This is a genomic window from Streptomyces sp. BA2 (assembly GCF_009769735.1).
In the GTDB taxonomy this organism is placed as follows: Bacteria; Actinomycetota; Actinomycetes; order Streptomycetales; family Streptomycetaceae; genus Streptomyces.
The window spans coordinates 7,341,892-7,365,675 of sequence record NZ_WSRO01000002.1 but is presented as its reverse complement, the minus strand read 5'-3'; the positions used below and the strand labels follow the sequence as shown (position 1 = coordinate 7,365,675).

Here is a 23,784-nt window from a genome sequence, read left to right as displayed (position 1 = left end):
GTTCTCTGTCGGTGGCGCTGTCGGTCACGCTCACGCGGCGTAGGTGAGCAGGCGGCGGATCGCGGCCGCCGCCGTATGGCCGTACGCCTCTCCGGCCCGGCCGAGCAGGCGGCGTACGTCCATCGCGTACTCCTGTGTGCCGGTCGTCTCCAGGGCGAACGACGCGAGTACGCAGCCCAGTTGGGCCGACCCCTCGAACGGTGCGCCCTGGGCGAGCCCGGCGACGAGGCCCGCCCGGAGCGCGTCCCCCGCCCCGCTCGGCTCGGCCACGGTGACCGAGCCGGGAGCGGGGACGAGGGCCGGCTCATGGCCGGCGCGCTCGATCCGCACCCCGGCGGCGCCGAGCGTGGTCACCCACGCCCCGACCCGTTCGAGGATCCGCGGCCCGCTCCAGCCGGTGGCCTCGCGGAGCCGCACCGAATCGCCCTCGTCGGTGAAGAGGCAACTCGCCTCTGAGATCAGGTACTTGAGGTCCGCGCGACCCATCCCTCCGATCTGCCACGAAGGATGGGCCACGAACGGCAGCCCCAGCCCACGGCACTCCTCGGTGTGCCGGAGCATCGCGGCCGGATCGCCCGGCTCGACCACCACGAGACCGAGACCGCCCGTGCGCTCCGCGACGGAGCGCAGCGAGAGGGTGGACGAGGCCCCCATGGCTCCCGGCCGGAAGGTGCTGACCCGCACCCCCTCCAGGTCGGTCGTGCACACGTACCGCGCGGTGTGCTCGCCCGGCACGACGAGCACGGACTCGGTGTCGACCCCGTGCTGCTTGAGCCACACCTGGTAGTCGGCGAAGTCCGAGCCGGCCGCGCCGACCAGGACCGGATCGAGGCCGAGGCGGCCGAGGCCGAAGGCGACGTTGGCGGCTGTGCCGCCCCGGCGTATTTCAAGCCGCTCGGCGAGGAAGGGCAAGGACGCGACGTGCGGGCGGCCCGACGCTCCTGACGGCTCCGGGAACCGGCCAGGGAAGGTCATGAGGTGGTCCATCGCGATGACCCCCGTAACGGCGATGGGCACGGAGACTTCAGACCCCGGACTCGATCTTCCGCTTGATGCCCGCCTGGTTCTGCCGCGTGTGCAGCTGCATGCGCTCCACGACGGTCGGCAGCGGGACATCAAAGGCGTCGTCGACCTCGAAGTCCTGGACCCAGGTCATCAGGGTTCCCTCGGGCACCTGCTGGTAGCTCCACCTGAGGTGCATGTAGCGGAACGGGAAGAGCGGGTCGCGCCGCTCGGCGACCGCCGTGAGCTCGCGGTGGTCCAGGAGCCGCCAGGAACTCCAGGTCGAGCCCTCGGGGTTGGTCAGCTCGAAGAGGATCTCGGTCCAGCGGCCGTCCCGCTCCTGCGAGACCACCTTGGCGTGGTGGTACTCGTCGAAGAGGTCGGGCCAGCGGGCGATGTCGTTGGTGGTCTCGAAGACGCTCAGGGCGTCGGCCTCGATGACGACACTGTTCTCGATCCTGGGCATCGTCTCAGCTCCCTACCGTGGCGGCGCCGGCCGACAGCAGACGCCCCACACAGTCGACGAGGTCACCGAAGGTGCGGAAGCCGCCCTCGGCGTCGGCGTCGATGCTGACGCCGAAGTGCTGTTCGAGGGCTACGACGATCTCGACCAGCTCGGTCGAGTCGATGTCGAGGTCCTCGGCCAGGCGCTGCCCGTCGGCCAGCTCCTCGCTCTCGAAGCCCGCACCGCGCATGACGGTGACCACGTTCTCGCGGATGTCCATGTAACTCACGTACTCCTTACGCTGGTTGAATCCTTTGAGGTGCGAGGGTCAGTCGGCGACCGCGATCGCCACGGCCACGCCCGCCTCGTGCGAGATGCTCACGTGCAGCCCGCTGTAGCCGGCACGCCGGAAGGCCTCACCGGCCCGTCCCGTCAGCCGGGGCACGGGTGCGCCCGACGCCTCGCGGCCGATCTCGACGTCCCGCCAGCCCAGGCCTTCGCCGTGGCCGCCGAGTGCCTTGCGCACGGCCTCCTTGGCGGCGATGCGGCCCGCCATGCAGGAGGCCCGGTGGCGGGGCGACGTGCCCTCGCACAGAGCCAGTTCGTTGACCGTGAAGAACCGCTCCACGAGCCGCTGCCCACGCCGCTCGGCCATGGCGCGGAAGCGTTCGATGTCGACGATGTCGATGCCCACCGCGCGGATTCCGGACGACCGGGGCAGGGCACTCCACGCGGTCAACGCCTCAGCAACAGACATGCGTTGACACCCCCCAGGCCGCGCGAGACCACCAGCGTGTGCTCGCAGTCGCCCGCCGGACGCGCCTGTCCCGCGACCAGGTCGAGGTCGATGCCGGGAGCCGGGCGTTCCAGGTTCACGGTCGGCGGCAGCACCCCGTCGCGCATCGCCCGCAGGGCGAGCGCCACGTCGGCCGGCGCCGCGGCCCCCAGGAGGTGGCCGAAGCCCGACTTGGGTGCGGTGACGGGGAGTTGGCGTGCGATAGAAGGGCCGAACGCCTCGTGCAGCGCGTATCCCTCCGTGACGTCCTCGAACGGGACGCCCGAGCCGTGCGCGAAGACCGCTCCGATGTCGCCGCCGGAGATCCCGGCGTGTTCCGTCGCTGTCCGCATGGCGCGGCCCAGGATCTGCCCGGTGGGCTCGACCGTGTAGTACGGCATGTAGCCGTCGGTGCTCACGCCCCAGCCGGCCAGTTCGCCCAGGATGCGTGCCCCGCGCCGCTCTGCGTGCTCGCGGCGCTCCATGACCAGGAACACCGCCCCCTCGCCGAAGACGCTGCCGCCGTGGCCCGCGTCGAACGGCCGGTACAGCTCGTGCGGGGCGAGCGAGCCGCGGGACTTGGCGCCGAGCCCGCTGGTCTCCATGCAGAGCCAGCCGTACGGCGAGAGGGGCGCCTCCACGCCGCCCGCGATCACGATGTCCGCGCGGTCGCGCAGGAGCGCCTCGGCCCCGCCGATCAGCGCGTACGCTCCACTGGCCCGGTCGGCGACGAACGTACGCGCCGGGCCCTTGATGCCCTGGTCGATGCAGATGTTGCCCTGTGGCGCGGCGGGGAACCAGGCGGTCGCCTGATAGGGGCTGACCGCGCGCGGCCCGTCGGTCCACAGGTGGCGCAGCTCGCGCTCGGCGAACTCCCAGCCGCCCAGGATGTTTCCGACCATGACGCCGGTCCGCTCGGCGGATGCCTCTTCGCCCACGGTGACGCGGGCGTCCGCGAGTGCCTGCCGCACGGCGTGCACGGACAGGTGCGTGAAGCGGTCGGTGCGCTTGACGAAGCGGGACGGCAGTTCGGCGCCCGCGTCGAAGTCGGCCTGGCCCGCCGCCGACGTGGCGTACTCCGAGGCGTCGAAGCGGTCGATGGCGGCGACCCGCGGGACGCCTTCTCGTGCGCTGTCCCAGAGGGGATCGGTGCCGGTGCCCGCGGGCGTGACCGCGCCGATGCCGGTGATGACGACGCTCATCGGTGCGCCCCTTCCCGCACGGCCCGCGTGACGAGCGCGGCGTGCAGCCCCGCGAATCCGCTGGCGCCCTTGAGGATCGCCTCGCCGTACCATGGGCGGCCTTCGCCCGGGACGTAGTCGAGGTCACAAGTGGGGTCGGGGTTCTCGTAGTTGGCGGTCGGGTGGACGAAGGAGTGCTTGCCCGCGAGGGCGCAGAGCACGATCTCCATGGCGCTCGCGGCGGCCAGCGCGTGGCCGACCATCGACTTCGCCGAGTTCACCGGGATCTGCCGGGCGCGCTCGCCGAGGGCGAGCTTGAGGGCGCTGGTCTCGCAGGTGTCGTTCTGCGGGGTCGAGCTGCCGTGCGAGCTGACGTGGTCGATGTCCCGCGGACGCAGGCCGGCCTCCGCGACGGCCTGTGTCATGGCGCGGGTCAGGTCCTCGCCGTCGGAGAGCAGGTCGGTCATGTGCGCGGCGTTCGAGGTGTGCGAGAAGCCGTCGACCGTCAGGTAGGGCGCGGCGCCCCGGCGCTCGGCGTGCTCGCGCGACTCCAGTACGACGATGCCGCAGCCCTCGCCGAGCACGAAGCCGTCGCGGCCCGCGTCGTACGGGCGTGACGCCGCCTCGGGGCGGTCGCTGTGGGCGCGCGAGAGGCAGTTGATGATCTCGAAGGACGCCACCGTCACCGGGGTGATGGGCGCCTCAGTGGCCCCCGCGATCATCACGTCCGCCTCCCCGTGGCGGATCGCCTCGTAGGCGTGGCCGATCGCGTCGACGCCGCCGATGCACCCCGTCGACAGGGTCACGCACGGGCCCTGCATGCCCAGCAGGGCCGAGAGGATCGTGCCGGGGGTGTTCGACATGGACGCGAGGTAGAGATCACGCCCGGCCTTCTCCGGGTCGACGGGCCCCCGCCCCTGATCGGTGACCCGCAGGAACTCCTCCTCCATCTTCGGGGTGCCGCAGACCGCCGTGGACAGCGAGAGTCCGGCGCGCTCCGGGTCGTAGCTGCCCCGGTCGAGTCCGGCGTCCCGTACGGCTTGGTACGCGGCCGCGACGGCGAACTGTGTGTACCGGTCGAGGCGTTGCACCTCGGGCGGCAGAGCCGGTATCTGCTCCTCGAATCCGGGGACCTCTGCGATCGAGTCCGACGCGAATTCGAAGTCTCCGAAGAGCGCCGAACTCGTAATGCCGGAAAGAGGTTTGGTGACGCTCTTTCCCGCGGAGATTGTTTCCCATAATGCTTCTGTTCCGATTCCGGCCGGGCTGACCACGCCCAACCCGGTGACCACCACTTCTCGCACTGCTTCTGGCACGTGAACCACTAACGCCTTTCTCCTGTCAGGACGGTGATGAGACCGGGGGTGACGGACTCCTTTGCCGTCACCCCGTATTTCTCCATGACCGCGCGGTACGCGGATTCCTCCTGGACCCCGCCCGCATCGGTGTTCACCAGGAGGCTGAGCGCGATCATCGGGCGGTGGAGGGCGGGCCGCCCCGGCTCCTGGCGCATGACGTCGACGATCAGCAGGGTGCCGCCGGGCCGCAGCAGCCGTGCGCACTCCTGGATGAGGCGTTCGGTGGCGTCCGGTCCTGCGAAGCGACTGAGGTGTGCGAGCACGACGGTGTCGAAACACCCCTCAGGGAAGGGCGCCTTGGGGAAGTCGCCGGCGTAGTCCCTGGTGAAGTCGGCGGGGACGAAGCGGAACCGCTCCGCCACGCCGAACTCCGCCGCCCGCTCGCGCGCGGCGCCGAGCAGCTCCGGGGTGTCGTGGGCCACCACCCGTGCCTCCGGGTCGGCGGCGGCCAGGGCGATGCCCCACTCCCCCGCGCCCGAGGCGAAGTCCAGGACGCGGCCCGCGGCCCGCGGGGCGAGCTCGCGCACTACGCGGAAGGCGGTGCGCACGCCCACCGGGAAGATCCCGGCGAACATCCCCGGGTAGAGCCCGCGGTTCTCGGGCGCGCCCAGCTCACCGCCGCCGTGGCGGCCGGACCGCACCAGTTCGGTGAGGCCGCTCCACTGGTCCCATTCCGCGAGTACGTCGGCGAAGTGGTCGCCGAGGTAGCCGCGGCCGCCCTCGACCAGATGGGCGCGGGACGTGTCGGTGAGCGTCCAGCTCTCCTCCGCACCGCCCGCGACCAGGCCGAGCTCCTCCAGGGCGGCGAGCAGGGCGTGCAGCGCGGCGGGGTCGCAGGCCAGCTCGGCGGCGAGGCCCGGCGTGCCGCGCGGGCCCCGGGCGAGGCCGGTGAACACGCCCAGGTCCAGGGCCGTGCCGAGGACTCTGGCGCGGGCGAAGCCGAAGTTCAGGGCGAGGAGCGGGCCGGGGTCCGGGGCGTCCTCGTACGGAGCGAGGGCGCGGCTGTGGGCAGCGGCCGTCGGGGCGCTCACTTGCCGCCCTCCAGAAGGCTCACGTACTGGGGGTTCTGCGTGTACTCGTACGGGTCTTCGGAGAGGAACACGTTCCGTACCGGGGGCCGTTCGCAGGGCGCGACGACGAGGAACCGGCAGGTCTGGTCCGGTCCTGTGACGAAGCCGTGGGGTTCGTTTCGGGGGATGAAGATGGCGTCGCCGGGGCCGACTTCCTCGGTCTTGCCGAGCCCGGGCATGACGAGCCCCATCGAGCCTTCGAGCACATAGATCTCGTGCTCCCACTCGTGGTAATGCGGGGGTGTGGAGCCGTTCGGCGAGACCTCGAATTCGGTGAGGACGAAGCGGTCGGCGCCGTCCGGTGTGTCGATGAGTTTCCGGTGAGTGGTCTCCTTCGCTCCGGGTTCGCGGACTATTTCGGCCTTGACCGCGGTCCTGTGCACGCGCTTCATGTGCTGCCTTTCTCCGAATGAGAATCCCGAATGGTTTCCCGACTGGGGCGGGCGCTTGTGCGGCGCCGCAATCGAACGTAATTCAGCGGTACGGAGCGCATCTATGGGCAGGGACCGCCACCGACGTCGGGACTTGGAACCGGAGTCGCCGGGGACGTCGGCCCACGGGCCGGGACAAAGTCCCGGTGGATGCGGGACGCGCTCGACGCCGCCCCTCTGCCGCACACTTGACCATGGTTCACGGGCGGTTCATCGTGAGGCGCCGAGCATTGTTCGGGCGTCTGCCCGAGCATCGCCGAACCGGGAGGGTATCCCTACGTCATGCCCCTGGCCCGCCGCACCTTCCTCTCCGCCCTTGCCGGAACGACCGGCGCCGCCGTCGCCTGTTCCGGCTCCTCCGCCGACGGCGCCCCGACCTCCGAGTCACCCGCGGTCAAGGCCGCCCGGCGGCTGCTGCCCGGACACTGGAAGCAGCTGACGTTCACGACCGCGGGTCCCGCCGACGCCTTCCGGATATCCGGGCGGCGCGGGCGGATAGAGATAGCCGGACCGAACCCTGCCGTCCACCTCACCGGCCTGCGCCACTACTTGAAGCACACCGCCCACGCGAACATCACCTGGGCGGGCAGTCAGCTTGACCTGCCCGATCGGCTCCCCGGGCTCGACGAACCGGTGACAGGAAGCGCCAACGCCCCACACCGCTTCGTCCTCAACGACACGAACGACGGCTACACGGGGGCGTACCACGACTGGTCGTACTGGGAGCGCGAGATCGACGTGCTCGCGCTGCACGGCTACAACGAAGTGCTCGTGTACGTCGGCGCCGACGCCCTCTATCACCGCGTGTTCCAGGAGTTCGGCTACTCCGACAAGGAGATGCGCGAGTGGATCCCGTCCCCGGCCCACCAGCCGTGGTGGCTGCTCCAGAACATGTCCTCCTTCCCGCATCCCGTCTCGCGCCAACTCCTGCACGAACGCGCCGTGTTGGGAGGCCGCATCACGAACCGACTGCGCGAGCTCGGCATGACCCCGGTCCTCCCCGGCTACTTCGGAACGGTCCCGCCCGGCTTCGCCGCGAAGAATCCCGGCGCGAAGACCGTGCCGCAGGGCGACTGGGTCGGCTTCGCGCGGCCCGACTGGCTCGATCCGCGCACCGAGCACTTCGAGCGGGTGGCCGCCGCCTTCTACCGCTCCCAGGACGAGCTGTTCGGGGCGTCGACGATGTACAAGATGGACCTCCTCCACGAGGGCGGGAAGTCGGGCGACGTCCCGGTCCCTGACGCGGCGAAGGCCGTCGAGAAGGCCCTCAAGGCCGCACACCCCGGCGCCATATGGGTGATCCTCGGCTGGCAGAGCAACCCTCCCAAGGCCATCGTCGACGCCGTCGACAAGTCGAAGATGCTCGTGGTCGACGGCCTCTCCGACCGCTTCCCGAAGATCACCGACCGCGAGTCCGACTGGAACGACACCCCCTACACCTTCGGCTCGATCTGGAACTTCGGCGGACACACGACCCTCGGCGCCAACACCCCGGACTGGGCCGCGCTCTACGAGAAGTGGCGCACCAAGGAAGGCAGCAAGCAGCGCGGCATCGCGCTGATGCCGGAGGCGGCCGACAACAACCCCGCCGCTTTCGAGCTCTTCTCCGAACTGGCCTGGCGGACAGGGGACTTGAACCTCACCGCCTGGTTCGCCGACTGGTCCGTGTCCCGCTACGGCGCCGCCGACCCGCACGCGGCCGAGGCCTGGGACGTCCTGCGCCGCACCGCGTACGGCACGACCCGAGCGGACCAGTGGTCCGAGGGCGCGGACGGCCTCTTCGGCGCGCGCCCAGATCTGGCGGCGAAGTCGGCGGCGGCCTGGTCGCCGAAGGCGATGCGGTACGAGCCCGCGGACTTCGAACCGGCACTCACCGAACTCCTCTCCGTAAGGCGCTCGTTGAGACAATCATCCGCCTACCGCCGCGACCTCCTGGACGTGGCCCGCCAGGCACTCTCCAACCGCAGCCGCGTACTCCTGCCGCAGATCAAGGAGGCGTACGACGACCGGGACGACGCCCTCTTCGACCGGCTGACCCGGACCTGGCTCGGCCTCATGGACCTGCTCGACAAGCTCGTGGCCACCGACTCCCGCCATCTGCTGGGCCGTTGGGTCGCCGACGCCCGCTCGTGGGGCGCCGACGCGACGGAACGGGAGCATCTCGCGTACGACCAGCTGTCGCTGCTCACCGTGTGGGGCACGCGGGCCGGCGCGGACGCGGGGCTGCGCGACTACGCCAACCGGGAGTGGGCGGGCCTCGTCGGCGGGCTCTACCGGCTGCGCTGGGAAACGTACTTCAAGGAGCTGCGGACAGCACTCGACCAGGACCGGAAACCAAAGGCCATCGACTGGTTCGCGATCGAGGACGGCTGGATTCGTGATCCGGGGCCGCTCGCGACCCGGCCGACCGGCGACACGTACGAGATCGCCCTACAGGTACGCGACCGACTGGCGGCCAGGCGCTGAGGCGCCACCGGTCCGACGGCCGTGCCCCCGAGGCAGAACGGGGGCACGGCCGAGCCCGGTCAGGACCTCGGGCACTCCTTCCACGCCATGTGGTAAATCGTGCTGATGTCCCCGTCTGTCGAGTCCATCGTCATGAAGCTGGTCTTCGCGGGGTCCGATGTGCCCGCGTCGATGCGCAGTTCGGTGTTGATGTTGAAGTTCCGCTGCACGCCGCAGGGTGCCCAGACGAGCTGACCCCACTCCGTGGTGTCGCTGGCCTGCCAGTTGTCGTTGTACGCACCCTTGAACTCATGGCTGATCGAGGCCGTGTTCGGTGAGCCCTGGAAGTAGTACGACGCCTTCTCCGTGGCCTTGGCGCCGGCCTGGAGCGATGCGTAACCGCGGTAGTCGGCACTCGCGATCGCGTACGTGAAGCCGTGCGGGACATGCACGACGAGGTTGAGCTGGCAGTTCTTGCGGAACGCGGTGGGGTCCGCGCCGCCGCCCACCTGGGCGAGGTAATCGCTGTAGGTGACCGTGAAGGCCGTGTTGTCCGCGGAGACAGCGACGGCCGCGGTGCCCAGGGGGCAGCCCGAGCCGTTCACCGTGGCGACCTCGATCACGATCTTGTCCGGGGGCGGGTCCAGGGTGGCCGCCGTGTCCTGTGCGGGGAGCGTCGAGCCGAGCAGCGCCGCGACGGCGCCGCTCAGCAGCAGTGCACCAGCCATGGTTCTCCATTCCATTACTGAGGAGGGGGGTCGGAGAAGTGCCTGTGGTGCGAGGTGCCTGTGGAGCGGATTGCGTGAGCGAGGGGGATCGTACGGACCAATGAGGTAGGCGGCCAGAGCGATCTCCGGCCATTCGGCCCGCGGGGCCCCATCGCGTCTTGACGGGTATACGTCACCCACAATCTCTGGTAGGAAACCTTCCTAACAGTACGCGGTACGACGAACTCCCCCTGGATTCCCCACCCTTGGAGGCCCTCGTGCAGTCCCCCCACATACGCCCGCGCACCCTCACCTCACGCCGCACCGTGCTCACCTTCATCGGCGCCTCGCTCATCGCGGGCCCAGTAATCGCTTCCCAATCGGCAGGCGCGGCCCCCGCCGCCACCCCGACCCCCATGGCGGGCGGACTCGACGATCCGGCGAAGAAGGAGATCGCCATGAAGATCGTGTGCAGCGCCGAGAACTCCGACCTCAACTGGAAGGAGTACTACCGCTACTGCGAGGACATCGGCGACGGCCGCGGCTACACCGCGGGCATCATCGGCTTCTGCTCGGGCACCGGTGACATGCTCGACCTGGTCGAGCTCTATACGCGCCGCAAGCCGAACAACATCCTCGCCAAGTATCTGCCCGCGCTGCGCGAGGTGGACGGCACCGACTCCCACGAGGGCCTCGACCCCCACTACAAGCGCGACTGGGAGAGGGCCGCCGAGGACCCCGAGTTCCAGAAGGCTCAGAACGACGAGCGTGACCGCGTCTACTTCAACCCGGCCGTCAAGCAGGGCAAGGCGGACGGCATCGGCGTGCTCGGGCAGTTCGCGTACTACGACGCGATCGTCATGCACGGCGACGGCAGCGACCACACCAGCTTCCGCAACATCCGTAAGCGCGCCCTGCGTTCGGCGAAGCCGCCGGCCCAGGGCGGCGACGAGGTGACATACCTCCACGCCTTCCTCGACGCGCGCGTCTGGGCGATGAAGCAGGAGGAGGCACACGAGGACACCAGCCGCGTCGACACGGCCCAGCGAGTGTTCCTGAACAAGCGCAACCTGAACCTGAACCCGCCGCTGGAGTGGAAGGTCTACGGGGACTCGTACCGCATAGGCTGAACCGCCCACATCGGCGCGGGACACCGCCACCACCCCCGCGCCGATGTAGCAGCGCCGATGTAGGAGCGCTTACGAGTTGCGTGAAGCAGCTTTCGCTGGTGCTGAACGGCAAGGCCGCCCGATCCTTGTCGAATGATCGGAATGAACGCGATACTCGGCGTCGCAGTGGTGTCCCTGGGCATGGTGCTCACGCCGGGCCCCAACATGATGTACCTGGTCTCGCGGAGCATCACCCAGGGCAGGCGGGCCGGAGCGATCTCCCTGGCCGGGGTCGCCGTCGGGTTCATCATCTACCTGACGGCAGCCAACCTCGGCCTCTCCCTGGTCTTCCTCGCGGTCCCCCAGCTGTACATGGCCGTGAAGCTCGCGGGGGCGGCCTACTTGGCATGGCTGGCCTGGAAGGCACTCAAGCCGGGCGGGGTATCGGTCTTCGCCCACCAGGAGCTGACCCCCGACTCGCCCCAACGCCTGTTCACCATGGGAGTGCTGACGAACCTCCTGAACCCAAAGGTCGCCATCATGTACGTCTCGCTGATACCCCAGTTCATCGACCCGACGGCCGGCCACACCCTCCTCCAGGGCTTCGTACTCGGCGGCATCCAGATCTCCATCAGTCTGGGCGTGAACCTGGCGATCATCGTGGCGGCGGGCACCATCGCGGTATTCCTGGCCCACCGCCCGACGTGGCTCCGAGTCCAGCGATACGTGATGGGAACGGTGCTGGGCGCACTAGCAATCAAACTCGCAACGGACCGATCCCCAACGACGGCAACATGAAGGCGCCCCCCACCACCACCCTCAGACCAACCGGGCGGCCCCGGCAACCATCAAGGCCGCCAGCATCGCGACGCCCCCGCCGACAGCCATGACCGTCGTGGCGGACGCCGTGTCCACGACCACTCCGCCCGCCAGCGCGCCGAACGAGAACGTCGCCTGGAACGACGACGTGAACAGCACGGACGCCGCCTCCGGCGCATGTGGCGCCGCGGTCACGAACCACGTCTGCGAGCAGACGGGCACCGCCCCGTACGCGACGCCCCACACCACCAGCAGCACAAGCGCACCCGCCTTCCCGGTGCCGAGGGCTGGCAGCAGCAGCGTCACCGCACCGATCAGCCCGGCGGCCGTGGCGAAGGTGCCACGCGGCGCACGCCTCACCCACGGCCCCGCGAGGAAGTTGCCGAGGATGCCGGCAGCGCCGTACGCCAGCAGGAAGCCGGTGATCGACCCGGCGCCCACACCGGTCACCTCCGCCAGGAACGGAGTGACGTACGTGTACGTGCCGAAGTGAGCCGTCACGACGAGGAAGGTGACGGCAAGGGCGGCGCGGACGCGGTCCGTGCCGAGCAGCTCGCGCAGCACGGCGAGGCGGGTGACGTTCTGCGGCGGCAGGGCCGGCACGGACACCAGAAGCGCGGCGAGAACCGCCAGTGTGAATCCGCCCATAGCCACGAACACGACGCGCCAGCCCATGAGTTGGCCGAGCAACGTACCCGCCGGCACACCGAGCACGGAGCCGAGCGGGACGGCGGAGAAGATCACGGCGGTCGCCCGCCCGGCCTGCGCCTCGGGGACTAGGCGGGAGGCGAGGCTCGCGCCGATGGACCAGAAGCCGCCGATGACGAGTCCGACGAGGACCCGGGAGACCATCATCAGCCAGTAGCCGGGGGCGAGCGCGGCGAGGAAGTTCGCGAGGGCGAGCACCAGGATCAGAGCGCAGAGCATGAGGCGCCGGTCGACGCGTCCGGTCGAAACCGTCACGGTCGGTGCGGCGACGGCGGCGAGGATGCCGGGCAGGGTCATCATCAGGCCGGCCGTGCCGTCCGAGATGCCGAAGGTGTCGCCGATGGGGTTGAGCAGGCCGATCGGCAGGATCTCGGTGGTGACGATGGCGAAGATCCCCGTCGTCACGGCGATGACGGCCGGCCAGCCGCCCCGCCGAAGGCGGGCGGAGGAGGCCTCGGTGAACGGAGGTGACGTGGCGGGTGCTGGCATGCTGCCGAGTTCAGCAGTGCCGTACGGGCCAGGTCTGGCACGTATGCGACGTCAATGTGCCGCGGAGGTAGTGACGTCGGATTCCCGCGCGGCGCCCCCGCCGCCGTAGAGATCCCCGACCCCAGGACAATCTGTGCCCACGCCGGGAACGGGTCGTAGAAGTGGCGCTTCTTCCGTGTGCGTGGCGCCGGAAGTCGGTCCCGTCCCATGGGAGTTCACGAGGCATGGGACGGGGCCGACCACTATTCCGACTGGAAAGTAACTTCCGCGATGCGGGCGGCGTCACGCACGTTACGTCAGTGGGCCGCCGCCGGGGAAGACCCTTCGTGCACCCTCTGTTCAGCGATTTCTCCCCCGGGCTCCATCGGATTGGTCACGTCGTCGTCCTCGCCCCGCTTACCGATGTGGTTGAAGACCAGGTTCAGCAGCACCGCCGCGACACAGCCCGTGGAGATGCCCGAGTCGAGGATGATGTTCGCGGTCTCCGGGAACGCGTGGTAGAACTCCGGCGCCGCGATCGGGATGAGGCCGACGGCCAGCGAGACGGCCACGATCAGGACGTTGTTGTCGCGCTCCAGGTTCGCCTTGACCAGCGTCTGGATGCCGCTCGCCGCGACCGAACCGAAGAGGACGACGCCCGCGCCGCCGAGCACCGGACGCGGTACGACGGCGATGAGCGAGGCGGCCATCGGGCACAGGCCCATCAGGACCAGGAAGCCGCCGCCCACGGCGACGACGTACCGGCTGCGGATCTTCGTCATCGCGACCAGGCCGATGTTCTGCGCGAACGCGCTGCACATGAAGCCGTTGAAGAGCGGGCTCACCGCCGAGCCGAGACAGTCGGCGCGCAGACCGGCGGCGATGGTCTTCTCGTCGGCGGGGCGGTCCACGATCTCGCCGAGCGCCAGCATGTCGGCGGTGGACTCGGTCATGGAGACCACCATCACCACGCACAGGGACACGATCGCCGCCGCCGCGAACTGCGGTGCGCCGAAGTGGAACGGCGTCGGGAAGCCCACGATGTCCGCGTCGCCGACCGGGCTGAAGTCCGTGACACCGAACGGGATCGCGATGAGCGTGCCGACGATGAGGCCGAGCAGCACGGCGATCTGCTTGACGAAGCCGGTGGTGAAGCGGCGAAGCAGCAGGACGATCACGAGGGTGATGCCCGCGAGGCCGAGGTTCTTCATCGAGCCGTAGTCATCGGCGCCCGGTACGGGTCCCTGCGCCCAGCCGAAGGCCACGGGCATGAGCGAGATGCCGATGAGCGTGATGACCGTGCCGGTCACCACAGGCGGGAAGAACCGGACCAGCTTCGAGAAGAACGGTGCCGCGATGAAGCCGAGGACACCGGCGACGATCACCGCCCCGAAGATGATGGGGAGCGCGTCGTCCTTGTCCTTGGTCGAGTCGACGACCGCGAGCATGGGGGCGACACCGGCGAAGGTGACGCCGTTGACGAAGGGCAGGCGGGCGCCGATCTTCCAGATGCCGAGCGTCTGGAGGAAGGTGGCGAGACCCGCGGTGAACAGACAGGCTCCGGTCAGGAAGGTGAGTTCCTTCGCCGAGAGCCCGATCGCCGCGCCCACGATGAGCGGAGGGGCGACGACGCCCGCGTACATGGCCGCCACGTGCTGGAGGCCGGTCGTCGCCATCTTGAGCGGGGGGAGCTTCTGGTCGACGGGGTGTATCTCCTGCGTCCCTTGTATGGCGCTTTCGCCGTCGACTTCGGATGGGTCTGGGGTGGTGCCTTGCTTGGTGAACCTGGGCTGAGTGGCCACTGTGGCTCCTCCGGTTGTTTTCCAGTACGGCGGGCTGTGCCGGCACTTTTCGCTTCTGGGAGGTGGTGCGTGGTGCAAGGACTTGCTCGGTATGAAGTTGTGGGTGGTGCGCCCAGGTAGTACTGACCGCCCCGGGAACGTGAAGCTTTGGGCCACGTTCCGGGGCGGCACTTGAGCAACCCGCTCGGCTGCTCAAGTCCGGTCAGGGGCCGTCCCCCCTGACCGGAGTTCTTGGGATCAGGCCTCGGCGGAGATCCGCGCGAGGCGCTGCGCCTCCTCCCGCGCTGAGCGGGCGATGGCGTCCTCGTCGACGTGCAGGAGGCGGCCGTTCTCGACGACCGGCCTGCCGTTGACGAGGGAGAGCGTGACCGGGGCCGCCGCGCCGAAGACGATGGCGGTCACCGGGTCGGCGATCGAGGAGTGCCCGATGCCGTCGATCTTCCAGAGGACCAGGTCGGCGAGCTTGCCCGGCTCGAGCGACCCGATCTGTGTGGAGCGGCCAAGGACCTGGGCGCCACCGAAGGTGCCCAGGCGCAGTGCCTGACGTGCGTTCAGGGCGGCTTCGCGGTGCGCGCCGAGGCGGTTGATGAGCAGCGCGTTGCGCAGCTCGGTGTGGAGTTCGCCGGACTCGTTGGACGCGGTGCCGTCGACGCCGAGGCCGACCGGGACGCCCGCCTTGAGCATGTCCGGTACGCGGGCGATGCCTGCCGCCAGACGTGCGTTGGAGGACGGGCAGTGCGCGACGCCCGTGCCGGTACGGGCGAACGCGGCGATGTCGGAGTCGTTCATGTGGACGCAGTGCGCCATCCACACGTCGTCACCGAGCCAGCCCGTCGACTCGAAGTAGTCGGTGGGGCCCATGCCGAAGAGCTCGTGGCAGAACTTCTCCTCCTCGACCGTCTCGCTGCCGTGGGTGTGCAGACGTACACCCTTGGCACGTGCCAACTCGGCGCCCTGCTTCATGAGTTCGGTCGAGACCGAGAACGGGGAGCAGGGGGCGACGGCGACCTGGGTCATCGCGTCGAAGGAGGCGTCGTGGTGCTTGTCGACGGTCTCGGCGGTCGCGGCGAGCGCGCCTTCGAGGGTCTCGACGGCGAAGTCCGGCGGCAGACCGCCGTCCTTCTCGCTGCGGTCCATGGAGCCGCGGGCGAGGGTGAAGCGGACGCCCATGTCGCTCGCGGCGCCGATGATGGCGCCGGAGAGGTCGCCCGAGTTCTTCGGGAAGACGTAGTGGTGGTCCATCGCGGTGGTGACACCGCCGCGGGCCATCATGCCGAGCGAGCCCTGGGCCGCCGCCTTCACCATCTGCTCGTCGATGCGCGCCCACGTCGGGTAGAGCGCGACGAGCCAGTTGAAGAGGTTGTGGTCGGTGGCGAGGCCGCGGGTGATCCACTGGTAGAAGTGGTGGTGGGTGTTGACCAGGCCGGGGGTCACGAGGTGACCGGTCCCGTCCACGCGGCGTACGACGTTCTGAAGGCCCTCGGGGGCCTTTCCTGCGCCGATGGACTCGATCTTGTTGCCCGCGACGACGACGTATCCCGATGCGTACTCGGTGTCGTCGGCGTCGACGGTCGCGATCGCACAGTTCTCGATGACGATGCGCTGAAGGTCTGCCGGTGCTGCCATGGTGCTTCTTCCTTCTCTTGATTGTGGCGATGTGGGCACGGCATGACCCTAGGAAGATTTGAGTGCCGCGGCCGCGGGGCTGCGGGTGCCGAGATGGTTGAAGAACAGGTTGAGCAGGACCGCGGTCAGCGCTCCCGCACTGATTCCGGAGCCGAGGACGGTCTGCGCCCAGGCCGGGAATTCGGCGTAGAAGGTGGGCGCGGCGAGCGGGATGATGCCCGCTCCGAGCGCGACGGCCACCAGGATGATGTTGGAGCTGTCGTCGAGGCCCGCCTCGGAGAGCGTACGGATGCCGCTCACGGCGATGGAGCCGAAGAGGACGATGCCCGCGCCGCCGAGGACCGGCATCGGTACGAGGCTGACGACCGCGCCGAGCATCGGGAAGGCGCCGAGCACGATGAGGGCGCCGCCCGCGACGGCCACGACGTAGCGGCTGCGGACACGTGTCAGGGAGACGACGCCGACGTTCTGTGCGAAGGCCGAGGTGGGAAAGCCGCCGAAGACGGGGCCGACCAGGGTCGCGATGCCGTCGGTGCGCAGGCCGCGGGTGATGGTCCTGCCGTCGCTCTTGCGCTCGCAGATCTCGCCGAGGGCGAGCATGCCGGCCGACGACTCGGTCATCAGGACGAGCATCACGATGCAGAGCGAGAGGATCGCGGCGGGCTGGAACTCCGGGGCGCCGAAGGCGAAGGGCGTCGGGAGCGCGGCCACCGGCGCGGACTTGAGGGCGCTGAAGTCGGCCATCCCGAACGGGATCGCGGCGAGCGTGCCGATGAACATGCCCAGGAGCAGGGCGACTTGCTTGATGAAGCCGCGTCCGAACCGCTGGAAGAGCAGGATCACGACGAGCGTGAAGGCGGCGAGCGCGAGGTACTTCATGGCGCCGAAGTCGGCGGCGGTCTTGTCGCCGCCCTGCGCCCAGGTGACGGGCACGGGCATCAGCGTCACACCGATGAGAGTGATGACGACGCCGGTGACGAGCGGCGGGAAGAAGCGCAGGAGGCGCCCGAAGAAGGGGCCGACCGCGAGGCAGAAGACGCCCGCGACCATCACCGCGCCGTAGATGGCCGGGAGTTGGTGCCCTGTGGCGCTGTTCTCGGCGATGGCGAGGATGGGTGCGATACCCGCGGAGGACGCGGCGTTCACGAAGGGGAGCCGGTTGCCGACGAAGCCCTTGACGCCGAGCGTCTGCAGGATCGTGGCGAGTCCGGCGATCAGCAGGCTCGCGGCGATGAGGCGCGTCTGCGCGACCGTGTCCAGGCCGACGGCCTGGCCGATGATCAGCGGCGGAGTGACGACGCCCGCGTACATGGCGGCGATGTGCTGGAGCGCGGCGGGGACGAGCCGCGAGGGGTGAAGCTTCTCATCCACCGGGTGACAGTCGGGAATTGACTCACCGTCAGCTATGTCTGTCTTCGCCGATGGGGTGGAACACGGGCCTTTCGCCGGCCCCTTTGCAGGCTGTGCCATTGCTGCTGTTCCCTCCGGTGTGGCGCGCCCCCGTCCGCTGCGGACGGGCGGGGGCGCGCGTCCCGCGTCAGAGGTTGGTCATGTCGACCGGGATCTTCGGCTGGACCCCGTCCCTGAGAACCGTGGCCTCGATGAGGCCGTAGGGGCGGTCCGCCGCGAAGTAGACCTCGTTGTCGTTCTTCAGCCCGAAGGGCTCGAGGTCCACCAGGAAGTGGTGGTTGTTCGGCAGCGAGAAGCGGATCTCGTCGATCTCGCTCCGGCTGTTGATGACGCGCGAACCCATTTGGTAGAGGGTCTGCTGCAGCGAGAGGGAGTACGTCTCGGCGAAGGCCTGAAGGATGTGCTTCTTGGCCTGCTCGTACGACTTCTCCCAGTTGGGCATCCGGTCCGCGTCGCTGGTCCAGTTGTAACGCCAGGCGGCCGACACGTCCGTGCACAGGATGCGGTCGTACGCCTCCTTCAGCGTCGTGTACTTGTCCTTGACGTAACCCCAGAACTCCGAGTTGGTGGAGTTCATGACCGTGAGGTCCTTGAGCCCGGAGATGATCTCCCAGTTCTCACCGTCGAAGGTGATCTGCGTGGTGCGCAGCTCCTGGCCCTTGCGGGCGAAGGAGTGGTTGACCTCGTCCGAGCCGATGAACTTGGAGTTGTTGTCCGAGGTCGCGATGCGCTCCCAGGAGTACTCCTCGATGCGGATCCGAGCACGGTGAATCGGCTCCTGCGACGTCACGAAGTGACGGGCGAGGTGGATGCCGAACTGCTCGGCGGACTCGATGCCGTGCTCCTTGGCGAACGCGAACACCGTGTTCTTGGTGGTGTCGGTCGGCAGGACGTTGGCGTTCGAGCCGGAGTAGTGGACGTCGTCCATGTCGCCGGAGAGGGCGACCGAGACGTTCAGGTCCTTGATGTGGTGGGTGTCGCCGTCCCGCGTGATCTTGACGACGCGGTTCTCTGCTTTGCCGTACTGGTTCTGGCCGAGAATCGTGGGCATGTCTGCTAGCTCCCTCGGTAAACGGAGTAGCCGAACGGGTTGAGCAGCAGCGGTACGTGATAGTGCTCGCCCGGCGTGACGGCGAACGTGATCGCCACCTCCGGGAAGAACGCACCGCTGTCCCTTACGCGGGGGGCGTCCTGCTGCGCCTCGGCTTGCTTCTTTGAGAAGTAGGTCTCGACCTCGAAGTCGAGACGTACGTGGGTCGTGCCTTCCGGCAGGGCCGGCAGGTCCTTGCAGCGCCCGTCCGCGTCGGTCGCGGAGCCACCGAGCGCCACCCACTCGGCGTCACGGCCGCTGCGGGCGGTAAGCGAGATGGCGACGCCCTCGGCGGGGCGTCCGACGCTGGTGTCCAGGATGTGCGTGGACACCGAGGCGGTGGTGTCAGTGCTCATCAGTCCTTGTCCTCTTCTACGAGACGGGTGAGACGGATTCGGTTGATCTTCCCGAGTTCGGTGCGCACGATCTCGCGCTCCGCCTCGGCCGTGTTGCCGATCCGTGCCTTCATCGCGTCGCGCATCTGCTCACCGGTGGCCCCGGTGGCGCAGATCAGAAAGACATGTCCGAACCGGTCCTGGTAGGCCAGGTTCAGTTCGAGCATCTCGGCCTTGAGCTCCTCGGAGGCCCCCGCCATGCCGCGCTGTTCACGCGACGACGTGGGGTCCCCGGGCTTCGGGCGGCCGATCGGCGGGTGCCCGGCCATCGCCTCTGCCAGATCCTCGGCGGTCAGCTCGGCCATGGCGGCGTCACTGGCGGCGAAGAGGGCTTCGACGGTGGGGAAAGGGCGCTGGGAGAGCAGTTTGCTTCCCCAGGCCGATGAGGCGCAGGCCTCGTGGAGGGCGGCGGTGGCCGCACTCTCCTGCAAGGCGTTGAACCGGGCAAGGCCCGGCGTCGAGCTCGAAGTCACGGGTGCCTCCGTGGCCATACGGCCTTGTGCTGGACGGGCTGCGGATAGCTAACGCCAGCCGAAACACCACGTCAACACTTTGTTGAAAACTTCGAGTAACAAAGGCCGCCGTCCGGTTAACGGACGGCGACCTTCTGGTCCCCTCCGACCTGGGGCTCAGGTGGAGCGGTTGAGGTAGTTGTAGACGGTGAAGCGCGATACGCCGAGCGCGCCGGCGACCGTCTCCACCCCGTGCCGCACGGCGAAGGCGCCTCGCGCCTCGAGTATCCGTACGACCTCCTGCTTGGCCTTGCGGTCGAGCTCCGACAGGGGCACCCCGCGCTTGCGCTCCAGGGCCAGCAGGATGTGGTCCAGGGAGTCCGCGAGCTGCGGAAGGCGTACGGCGACCACGTCCTCGCCCTGCCAGGAGAGAACGACGTCGTCCGTGCCCGCCTCGTCGGGGGGCACGAATTCGCCGCCCATGGCGTCCACGAGCGGCTTGACGGCCGCCACGAAGGGACCGTGGTCGTCTCTGGCACCGGTCATTCGATGGCCTCCCCCGGCTCTCCGAGCACGTTCACCTGGAGCGAGACGCGCGTGGCGCCCGCCTCCAGGGCCTTGCGCAGCAGCGCGTCGACGGCGGTCAGGACCTCGTCGGCGCCGCCTTCCGCGGTGTTGCCGAAGGGGCCGACGTCCACGGCGTCGAGCTCGGCCCCCTGGATGACGTCACGGGCCACCACCGCATGGGCGGGGGCCTCGTCCAGGTCGAAGGGTTCGGTCGTGAACTCCACTCTCAATCGCACGCGCACAACCTACTGCCGGGTGACGAATTTCCGGGAGCCCCCTCTTGACAAGGGCGGATCCTCGACGGCAATCTTCCATCAGACAGAAATTAACTTCCGCAATACGGAAGGAGCGCGGAAGCCCCATGGGATACTCCGACCAGCGCTTCAATGTGAACCTGTCGATCCTCTTCACGGAACTCCCGCTCCTGGAGCGCCCCGCGGCCGCCGCCGCGGCGGGCTTCACGGCGGTCGAGCTGTGGTGGCCCTGGGTCGACGCCCCCACCCCCGAGCAGTCCGAGCTCGACGCCCTTCGGGCCGCGATCACGGACGCCGGCGTACAGCTGGTGGGCCTGAACTTCTACGCCGGGCAGCTGCCGGGTCCGGACCGCGGCGCCCTGTCGATTCCGGGCGAGGAGAGCGAGAAGTTCCGCGCGAACCTCTCGGTGGCGGCGGACTTCGCCCAGTCCCTCGGCTGCAAGGCGCTCAACGCGCTCTACGGCAACCGGGTGGAGGGCGTGGACCCGGCCGTCCAGGACGAACTCGCCCTGGAGAACCTGGCGTTGGCGGCCCGTGAGGCCGACCGCGTGGGTGCGGTGCTGCTGATCGAGGCCCTGAACAAGCCCGAGTCGCCGCGCTGCCCGATCGTCAGCGCGGACGCGGCGATCGCCGTGGTGGACAAGGTGAACGCCGCCACCGGGCTCGGCAACGCGAAGTTCCTCATGGACCTGTACCACCTGTCCATGAACGGTGAGGACCTGCCTGCCGTCATCGATCAGTACGTCGCTCAGACCGCGCACGTGCAGATCGCCGACAATCCTGGCCGGGGGGCCCCGGGCACGGGGTCGCTTCCGCTGGAGGAGCTGCTGGATCAGCTCCGGAAGGCGGGATACGAGGGATACGTCGGGCTGGAGTACAAGGCTGGCGACCGTCCTAGCTCTGAATCCTTCGGCTGGCTGCCGACTGGGAACTAGGCCGCCGCTTCGCGGCGGATCTTTCCCGCCCACCCACCCGATTGCCCCGCAGTAAGCAGAAAGGCTCCACCATGAGCAACCTTCCCAAGATCGCGTGGATCGGACTCGGCATCATGGGGTCCCCCATGTCCGAGAACCTGATCAAGGCTGGTTACTCCGTCACCGGCTTCACCCTTGAGCAGGACAAGCTGGACCGCCTCGCGGCCGCCGGCGGCACCGTCGCCAAGTCGATCGCCGAGGCCGTCAAGGACGCCGATGTCGTGATCACGATGGTGCCCGCCTCTCCGCAGGTCGAGGCCATCGCGTACGGCGAGAACGGCATCCTGGAGAACGCGAAGCCGGGCGCGCTGATCGTGGACATGTCGTCGATCACCCCGCAGACCTCCGTGGACCTGGCCAAGGCCGCCAAGGACAAGGGCATCCGCGTCCTGGACGCCCCCGTCTCCGGTGGCGAGGCCGGTGCCATCGAGGCCGTGCTCTCCATCATGGTCGGCGGCGAGCAGGCCGACTTCGACGAGGCCAAGCCGATCCTGGACGCCCTCGGCAAGACCATCGTGCTGTGCGGTCCGCACGGCTCGGGTCAGACCGTGAAGGCCGCCAACCAGCTCATCGTCGCCGTGAACATCCAGGCGTGCGCCGAGGCCGTTGTCTTCCTGGAGAAGTCCGGGGTGGACCTGACCGCCGCCCTCGACGTCCTGAACGGGGGGCTTGCGGGCTCGACCGTCCTGACCCGCAAGAAGGACAACTTCCTCAAGCGCGACTTCAAGCCCGGCTTCCGGATCGACCTGCACCACAAGGACATGGGCATCGTCACCGACGCCGCCCGCAATGTCGGTGCCTCGCTCCCGGTCGGCGCCGTGGTCGCCCAGCTCGTCGCCTCGCTGCGCACGCAGGGTGACGGCGGCCTCGACCACTCCGCGCTGCTGCGCGGCGTGGAGCGCCTCTCGGGCGCCGAGCTCTAAGCAGCCGGAAGGCTTCAAGAGCTCCCTCAACTTCCGGGCCGCGGCGGCGCTGACACCTGTCCTGTCGCGCCCAGGCGTCGCCGCGGTCCGGAACTCAAGCCTCAGCACGAGCAAGCGAACAAGCCCCACCAAAAACTTCAACAAACTGTTGACGTAGCTGTTCAGGCGTACTTACGCTCACGTCACTTCAGCAGTTTCAGTAGTCCGTACGGAAGGTCAACCTCGCCACCATGTCGAAGCGTGTGCTCACGACCGAGTCCGGCGCCCCCGTCGCCGACAATCAGAACTCAGCCACCGCCGGCGTCGGTGGCCCGCTTCTCCTCCAGGACCAGCACCTCCTCGAGAAGCTCGCCCGCTTCAACCGTGAGCGCATCCCGGAGCGTGTGGTGCACGCGCGTGGTTCCGGTGCCTACGGCTACTTCGAGGTGACCGACGACGTCACCGCGTACACCTCGGCCGACTTCCTGAACACCGTCGGCAAGCGCACCGAGACGTTCCTGCGCTTCTCCACGGTGGCGGACAGCCTCGGCGGCGCGGACGCGGTCCGTGACCCGCGCGGCTTCGCGCTGAAGTTCTACACCGAGGAGGGGAACTACGACCTCGTCGGCAACAACACCCCGGTGTTCTTCATCAAGGACCCGATCAAGTTCCCCGACTTCATCCACTCGCAGAAGCGCGACCCCTTCACGGGCAAGCAGGAGCCGGACAACGTCTGGGACTTCTGGGCGCACGCCCCCGAGGCGACGCACCAGGTGACGTGGCTGATGGGCGACCGCGGCATCCCCGCGTCGTACCGCCACATGAACGGCTACGGCTCGCACACCTACCAGTGGACGAACGCGGCGGGCGAGGCCTTCTTCGTGAAGTACCACTTCAAGACGAACCAGGGCGTACGCAGCCTCTCGTCGGAGCAGGCGGCCGAACTCGCGGGCAAGGACGCCAACTCGCACCAGACGGACCTCCTCCAGGCCATCGAGCGCGGCGTGAACCCGTCCTGGACGCTGCACGTGCAGATCATGCCGGCGGCGGACGCGGCCGACTACCGCTTCAACCCCTTCGACCTGACGAAGGTGTGGCCGCACAGCGACTACCCGCTGCAGCGCGTGGGGCGCCTGGTCCTGGACCGCAACCCCGACAACGTCTTCGCCGAGGTCGAGCAGGCCGCGTTCTCCCCGAACAACTTCGTTCCGGGCATCGGTCCTTCCCCCGACAAGATGCTCCAGGGCCGCCTGTTCGCCTACGCGGACGCGCACCGCTACCGCCTTGGCGTCAACCACACGCTGCTCGCGGTGAACGCGCCCAAGGCCGTCAACGGGGGCAAGGCCGACAACTACGGCCGTGACGGCCTGATGGCGTCCAACGCCTACGGCCGTGACCGCAAGAACTACGAGCCCAACTCGTACGACGGCCCGGCCGAGACCGGTCAGCCGCTCTCCGCCCCGCTGGCGATCAATGGCCACACGGGCACGCACGAGGCCCCGCTGCACACCAAGGACGACCACTTCTTCCAGGCGGGCGAGTTGTACCGCCTGATGTCGGCCGAGGAGCAGGCACGCCTGGTGGCGAACATCGCGGGCGGCCTCTCGCAGGTCACCCGCGACGACGTCATCGAGAAGAACCTGGCCCACTTCCACGCCGCCGACGCCGAGTACGGCAAGCGCGTGGAGGAGGCGGTCCGCGCCCTGCGCGAGGACTAGAACTCCCTGACTGCGCCGGAGGATTGACGGGAGGTCAGTTCTCCGGTGCTGCGCCCGCACCATCACGGACCCGGAT

The 23,784-nt window shown here is 69.0% G+C and carries 24 protein-coding genes; 6 read left to right on the top strand and 18 right to left on the bottom strand.

What is annotated here, in order from left to right; all coding sequences use genetic code 11:
• Positions 1 to 30: 30 nt before the first annotated feature.
• The 8 genes from E5671_RS35685 to E5671_RS35650 are packed head-to-tail and all read right to left on the bottom strand — an operon-like array spanning position 31 to position 6,223.
• The gene (locus E5671_RS35685) at positions 31 to 1,017 is read right to left on the bottom strand and encodes a PfkB family carbohydrate kinase (RefSeq protein WP_160507970.1); all 987 of its coding nucleotides are present in this window, start codon (positions 1,015 to 1,017) and stop codon (positions 31 to 33) included.
• Between the two features lie 7 nt (positions 1,018 to 1,024).
• Complete coding sequence (locus E5671_RS35680; protein WP_160507969.1) at positions 1,025 to 1,468, bottom strand: SRPBCC family protein; 444 nt, start codon at positions 1,466 to 1,468, stop codon at positions 1,025 to 1,027.
• Positions 1,469 to 1,472: 4 nt separating this feature from the next.
• Complete coding sequence (locus tag E5671_RS35675; protein ID WP_160510619.1) at positions 1,473 to 1,727, bottom strand: acyl carrier protein; 255 nt, start codon at positions 1,725 to 1,727, stop codon at positions 1,473 to 1,475.
• A 48-nt stretch (positions 1,728 to 1,775) separates the two neighbouring features.
• The gene (gene acpS, locus E5671_RS35670) at positions 1,776 to 2,204 is read right to left on the bottom strand and encodes a holo-ACP synthase (RefSeq protein WP_160507968.1); all 429 of its coding nucleotides are present in this window, start codon (positions 2,202 to 2,204) and stop codon (positions 1,776 to 1,778) included.
• Positions 2,183 to 3,424, bottom strand: a complete 1,242-nt coding sequence (locus tag E5671_RS35665; RefSeq protein WP_160507967.1) for a beta-ketoacyl-[acyl-carrier-protein] synthase family protein — start codon at positions 3,422 to 3,424, stop codon at positions 2,183 to 2,185. Before E5671_RS35665 ends, acpS begins: the two co-directional genes overlap by 22 nt.
• Positions 3,421 to 4,719, bottom strand: coding sequence for a beta-ketoacyl-[acyl-carrier-protein] synthase family protein (locus tag E5671_RS47500; protein ID WP_336605938.1), 1,299 nt, complete (start codon positions 4,717 to 4,719; stop codon positions 3,421 to 3,423). Before E5671_RS47500 ends, E5671_RS35665 begins: the two co-directional genes overlap by 4 nt.
• A gap of 8 nt (positions 4,720 to 4,727) precedes the next feature.
• Positions 4,728 to 5,792 carry a methyltransferase domain-containing protein gene (locus E5671_RS35655; RefSeq protein ID WP_160507966.1) on the bottom strand — a complete coding sequence of 355 codons (1,065 nt, stop codon included), beginning with the start codon at positions 5,790 to 5,792 and terminating at the stop codon, positions 4,728 to 4,730.
• On the bottom strand, positions 5,789 to 6,223 hold the full coding sequence (locus E5671_RS35650; protein ID WP_160507965.1) for a cupin domain-containing protein: 435 nt from the start codon (positions 6,221 to 6,223) through the stop codon (positions 5,789 to 5,791). Before E5671_RS35650 ends, E5671_RS35655 begins: the two co-directional genes overlap by 4 nt.
• Positions 6,224 to 6,544: 321 nt before the next feature.
• On the opposite strand from E5671_RS35650, the gene E5671_RS35645 reads away from it, so the two are divergent.
• Entirely contained in the window at positions 6,545 to 8,728 is a 2,184-nt protein-coding gene (locus tag E5671_RS35645; protein WP_160507964.1) for an alpha-N-acetylglucosaminidase, read from the top strand.
• Between the two features lie 59 nt (positions 8,729 to 8,787).
• Here the strand turns inward: E5671_RS35645 and E5671_RS35640 are convergent, their stop codons facing one another.
• A complete protein-coding gene (locus E5671_RS35640) occupies positions 8,788 to 9,435 on the bottom strand; it encodes a DUF4360 domain-containing protein (RefSeq protein ID WP_160507963.1) in 648 nt (215 codons plus the stop codon).
• Between the two features lie 257 nt (positions 9,436 to 9,692).
• On the opposite strand from E5671_RS35640, the gene E5671_RS35635 reads away from it, so the two are divergent.
• The gene (locus E5671_RS35635) at positions 9,693 to 10,544 is read left to right on the top strand and encodes a chitosanase (protein WP_160507962.1); all 852 of its coding nucleotides are present in this window, start codon (positions 9,693 to 9,695) and stop codon (positions 10,542 to 10,544) included.
• 132 nt (positions 10,545 to 10,676) lie between these two features.
• A complete protein-coding gene (locus E5671_RS35630) occupies positions 10,677 to 11,321 on the top strand; it encodes a LysE family translocator (RefSeq protein ID WP_160507961.1) in 645 nt (214 codons plus the stop codon).
• Positions 11,322 to 11,342: 21 nt separating this feature from the next.
• On the opposite strand, the gene E5671_RS35625 is transcribed toward E5671_RS35630, so the two are convergent.
• The 9 genes from E5671_RS35625 to E5671_RS35585 all read right to left on the bottom strand — a co-directional run bounded on the left by E5671_RS35625 (position 11,343) and on the right by E5671_RS35585 (position 20,096).
• Positions 11,343 to 12,539, bottom strand: coding sequence for an MFS transporter (locus tag E5671_RS35625; RefSeq protein ID WP_160507960.1), 1,197 nt, complete (start codon positions 12,537 to 12,539; stop codon positions 11,343 to 11,345).
• 296 nt (positions 12,540 to 12,835) lie between these two features.
• Complete coding sequence (locus E5671_RS35620) at positions 12,836 to 14,320, bottom strand: nucleobase:cation symporter-2 family protein (protein WP_443032741.1); 1,485 nt, start codon at positions 14,318 to 14,320, stop codon at positions 12,836 to 12,838.
• 237 nt (positions 14,321 to 14,557) lie between these two features.
• Positions 14,558 to 15,946, bottom strand: a complete 1,389-nt coding sequence (locus E5671_RS35615; protein WP_160507959.1) for an 8-oxoguanine deaminase — start codon at positions 15,944 to 15,946, stop codon at positions 14,558 to 14,560.
• A gap of 48 nt (positions 15,947 to 15,994) precedes the next feature.
• Complete coding sequence (locus E5671_RS35610) at positions 15,995 to 17,416, bottom strand: nucleobase:cation symporter-2 family protein (protein WP_160507958.1); 1,422 nt, start codon at positions 17,414 to 17,416, stop codon at positions 15,995 to 15,997.
• Positions 17,417 to 17,483: 67 nt separating this feature from the next.
• Positions 17,484 to 18,407 (bottom strand): factor-independent urate hydroxylase, encoded by a 924-nt coding sequence (gene pucL, locus E5671_RS35605; RefSeq protein ID WP_160507957.1) that lies wholly within the window; start codon positions 18,405 to 18,407, stop codon positions 17,484 to 17,486.
• 5 nt (positions 18,408 to 18,412) lie between these two features.
• Positions 18,413 to 18,802, bottom strand: a complete 390-nt coding sequence (gene uraH, locus E5671_RS35600) for a hydroxyisourate hydrolase (RefSeq protein ID WP_160507956.1) — start codon at positions 18,800 to 18,802, stop codon at positions 18,413 to 18,415.
• A complete protein-coding gene (gene uraD, locus E5671_RS35595) occupies positions 18,802 to 19,314 on the bottom strand; it encodes a 2-oxo-4-hydroxy-4-carboxy-5-ureidoimidazoline decarboxylase (protein WP_160507955.1) in 513 nt (170 codons plus the stop codon). The genes uraH and uraD overlap by 1 nt, the downstream gene beginning before the upstream one ends.
• A 156-nt stretch (positions 19,315 to 19,470) precedes the next feature.
• Positions 19,471 to 19,839 (bottom strand): helix-turn-helix domain-containing protein, encoded by a 369-nt coding sequence (locus E5671_RS35590; protein WP_160507954.1) that lies wholly within the window; start codon positions 19,837 to 19,839, stop codon positions 19,471 to 19,473.
• Positions 19,836 to 20,096, bottom strand: coding sequence for a thiamine-binding protein (locus E5671_RS35585; RefSeq protein ID WP_160507953.1), 261 nt, complete (start codon positions 20,094 to 20,096; stop codon positions 19,836 to 19,838). The genes E5671_RS35590 and E5671_RS35585 overlap by 4 nt, the downstream gene beginning before the upstream one ends.
• 125 nt (positions 20,097 to 20,221) lie before the next feature.
• Between E5671_RS35585 and E5671_RS35580 the strand changes: the two genes are divergently transcribed.
• The 3 genes from E5671_RS35580 to E5671_RS35570 all read left to right on the top strand — a co-directional run bounded on the left by E5671_RS35580 (position 20,222) and on the right by E5671_RS35570 (position 23,708).
• Positions 20,222 to 21,049, top strand: coding sequence for a TIM barrel protein (locus E5671_RS35580; protein ID WP_160507952.1), 828 nt, complete (start codon positions 20,222 to 20,224; stop codon positions 21,047 to 21,049).
• A gap of 71 nt (positions 21,050 to 21,120) precedes the next feature.
• The gene (locus E5671_RS35575) at positions 21,121 to 22,011 is read left to right on the top strand and encodes a 2-hydroxy-3-oxopropionate reductase (protein WP_160507951.1); all 891 of its coding nucleotides are present in this window, start codon (positions 21,121 to 21,123) and stop codon (positions 22,009 to 22,011) included.
• 230 nt (positions 22,012 to 22,241) lie between these two features.
• Entirely contained in the window at positions 22,242 to 23,708 is a 1,467-nt protein-coding gene (locus E5671_RS35570) for a catalase (protein WP_160507950.1), read from the top strand.
• The last annotated feature ends 76 nt before the right edge of the window (positions 23,709 to 23,784 follow it).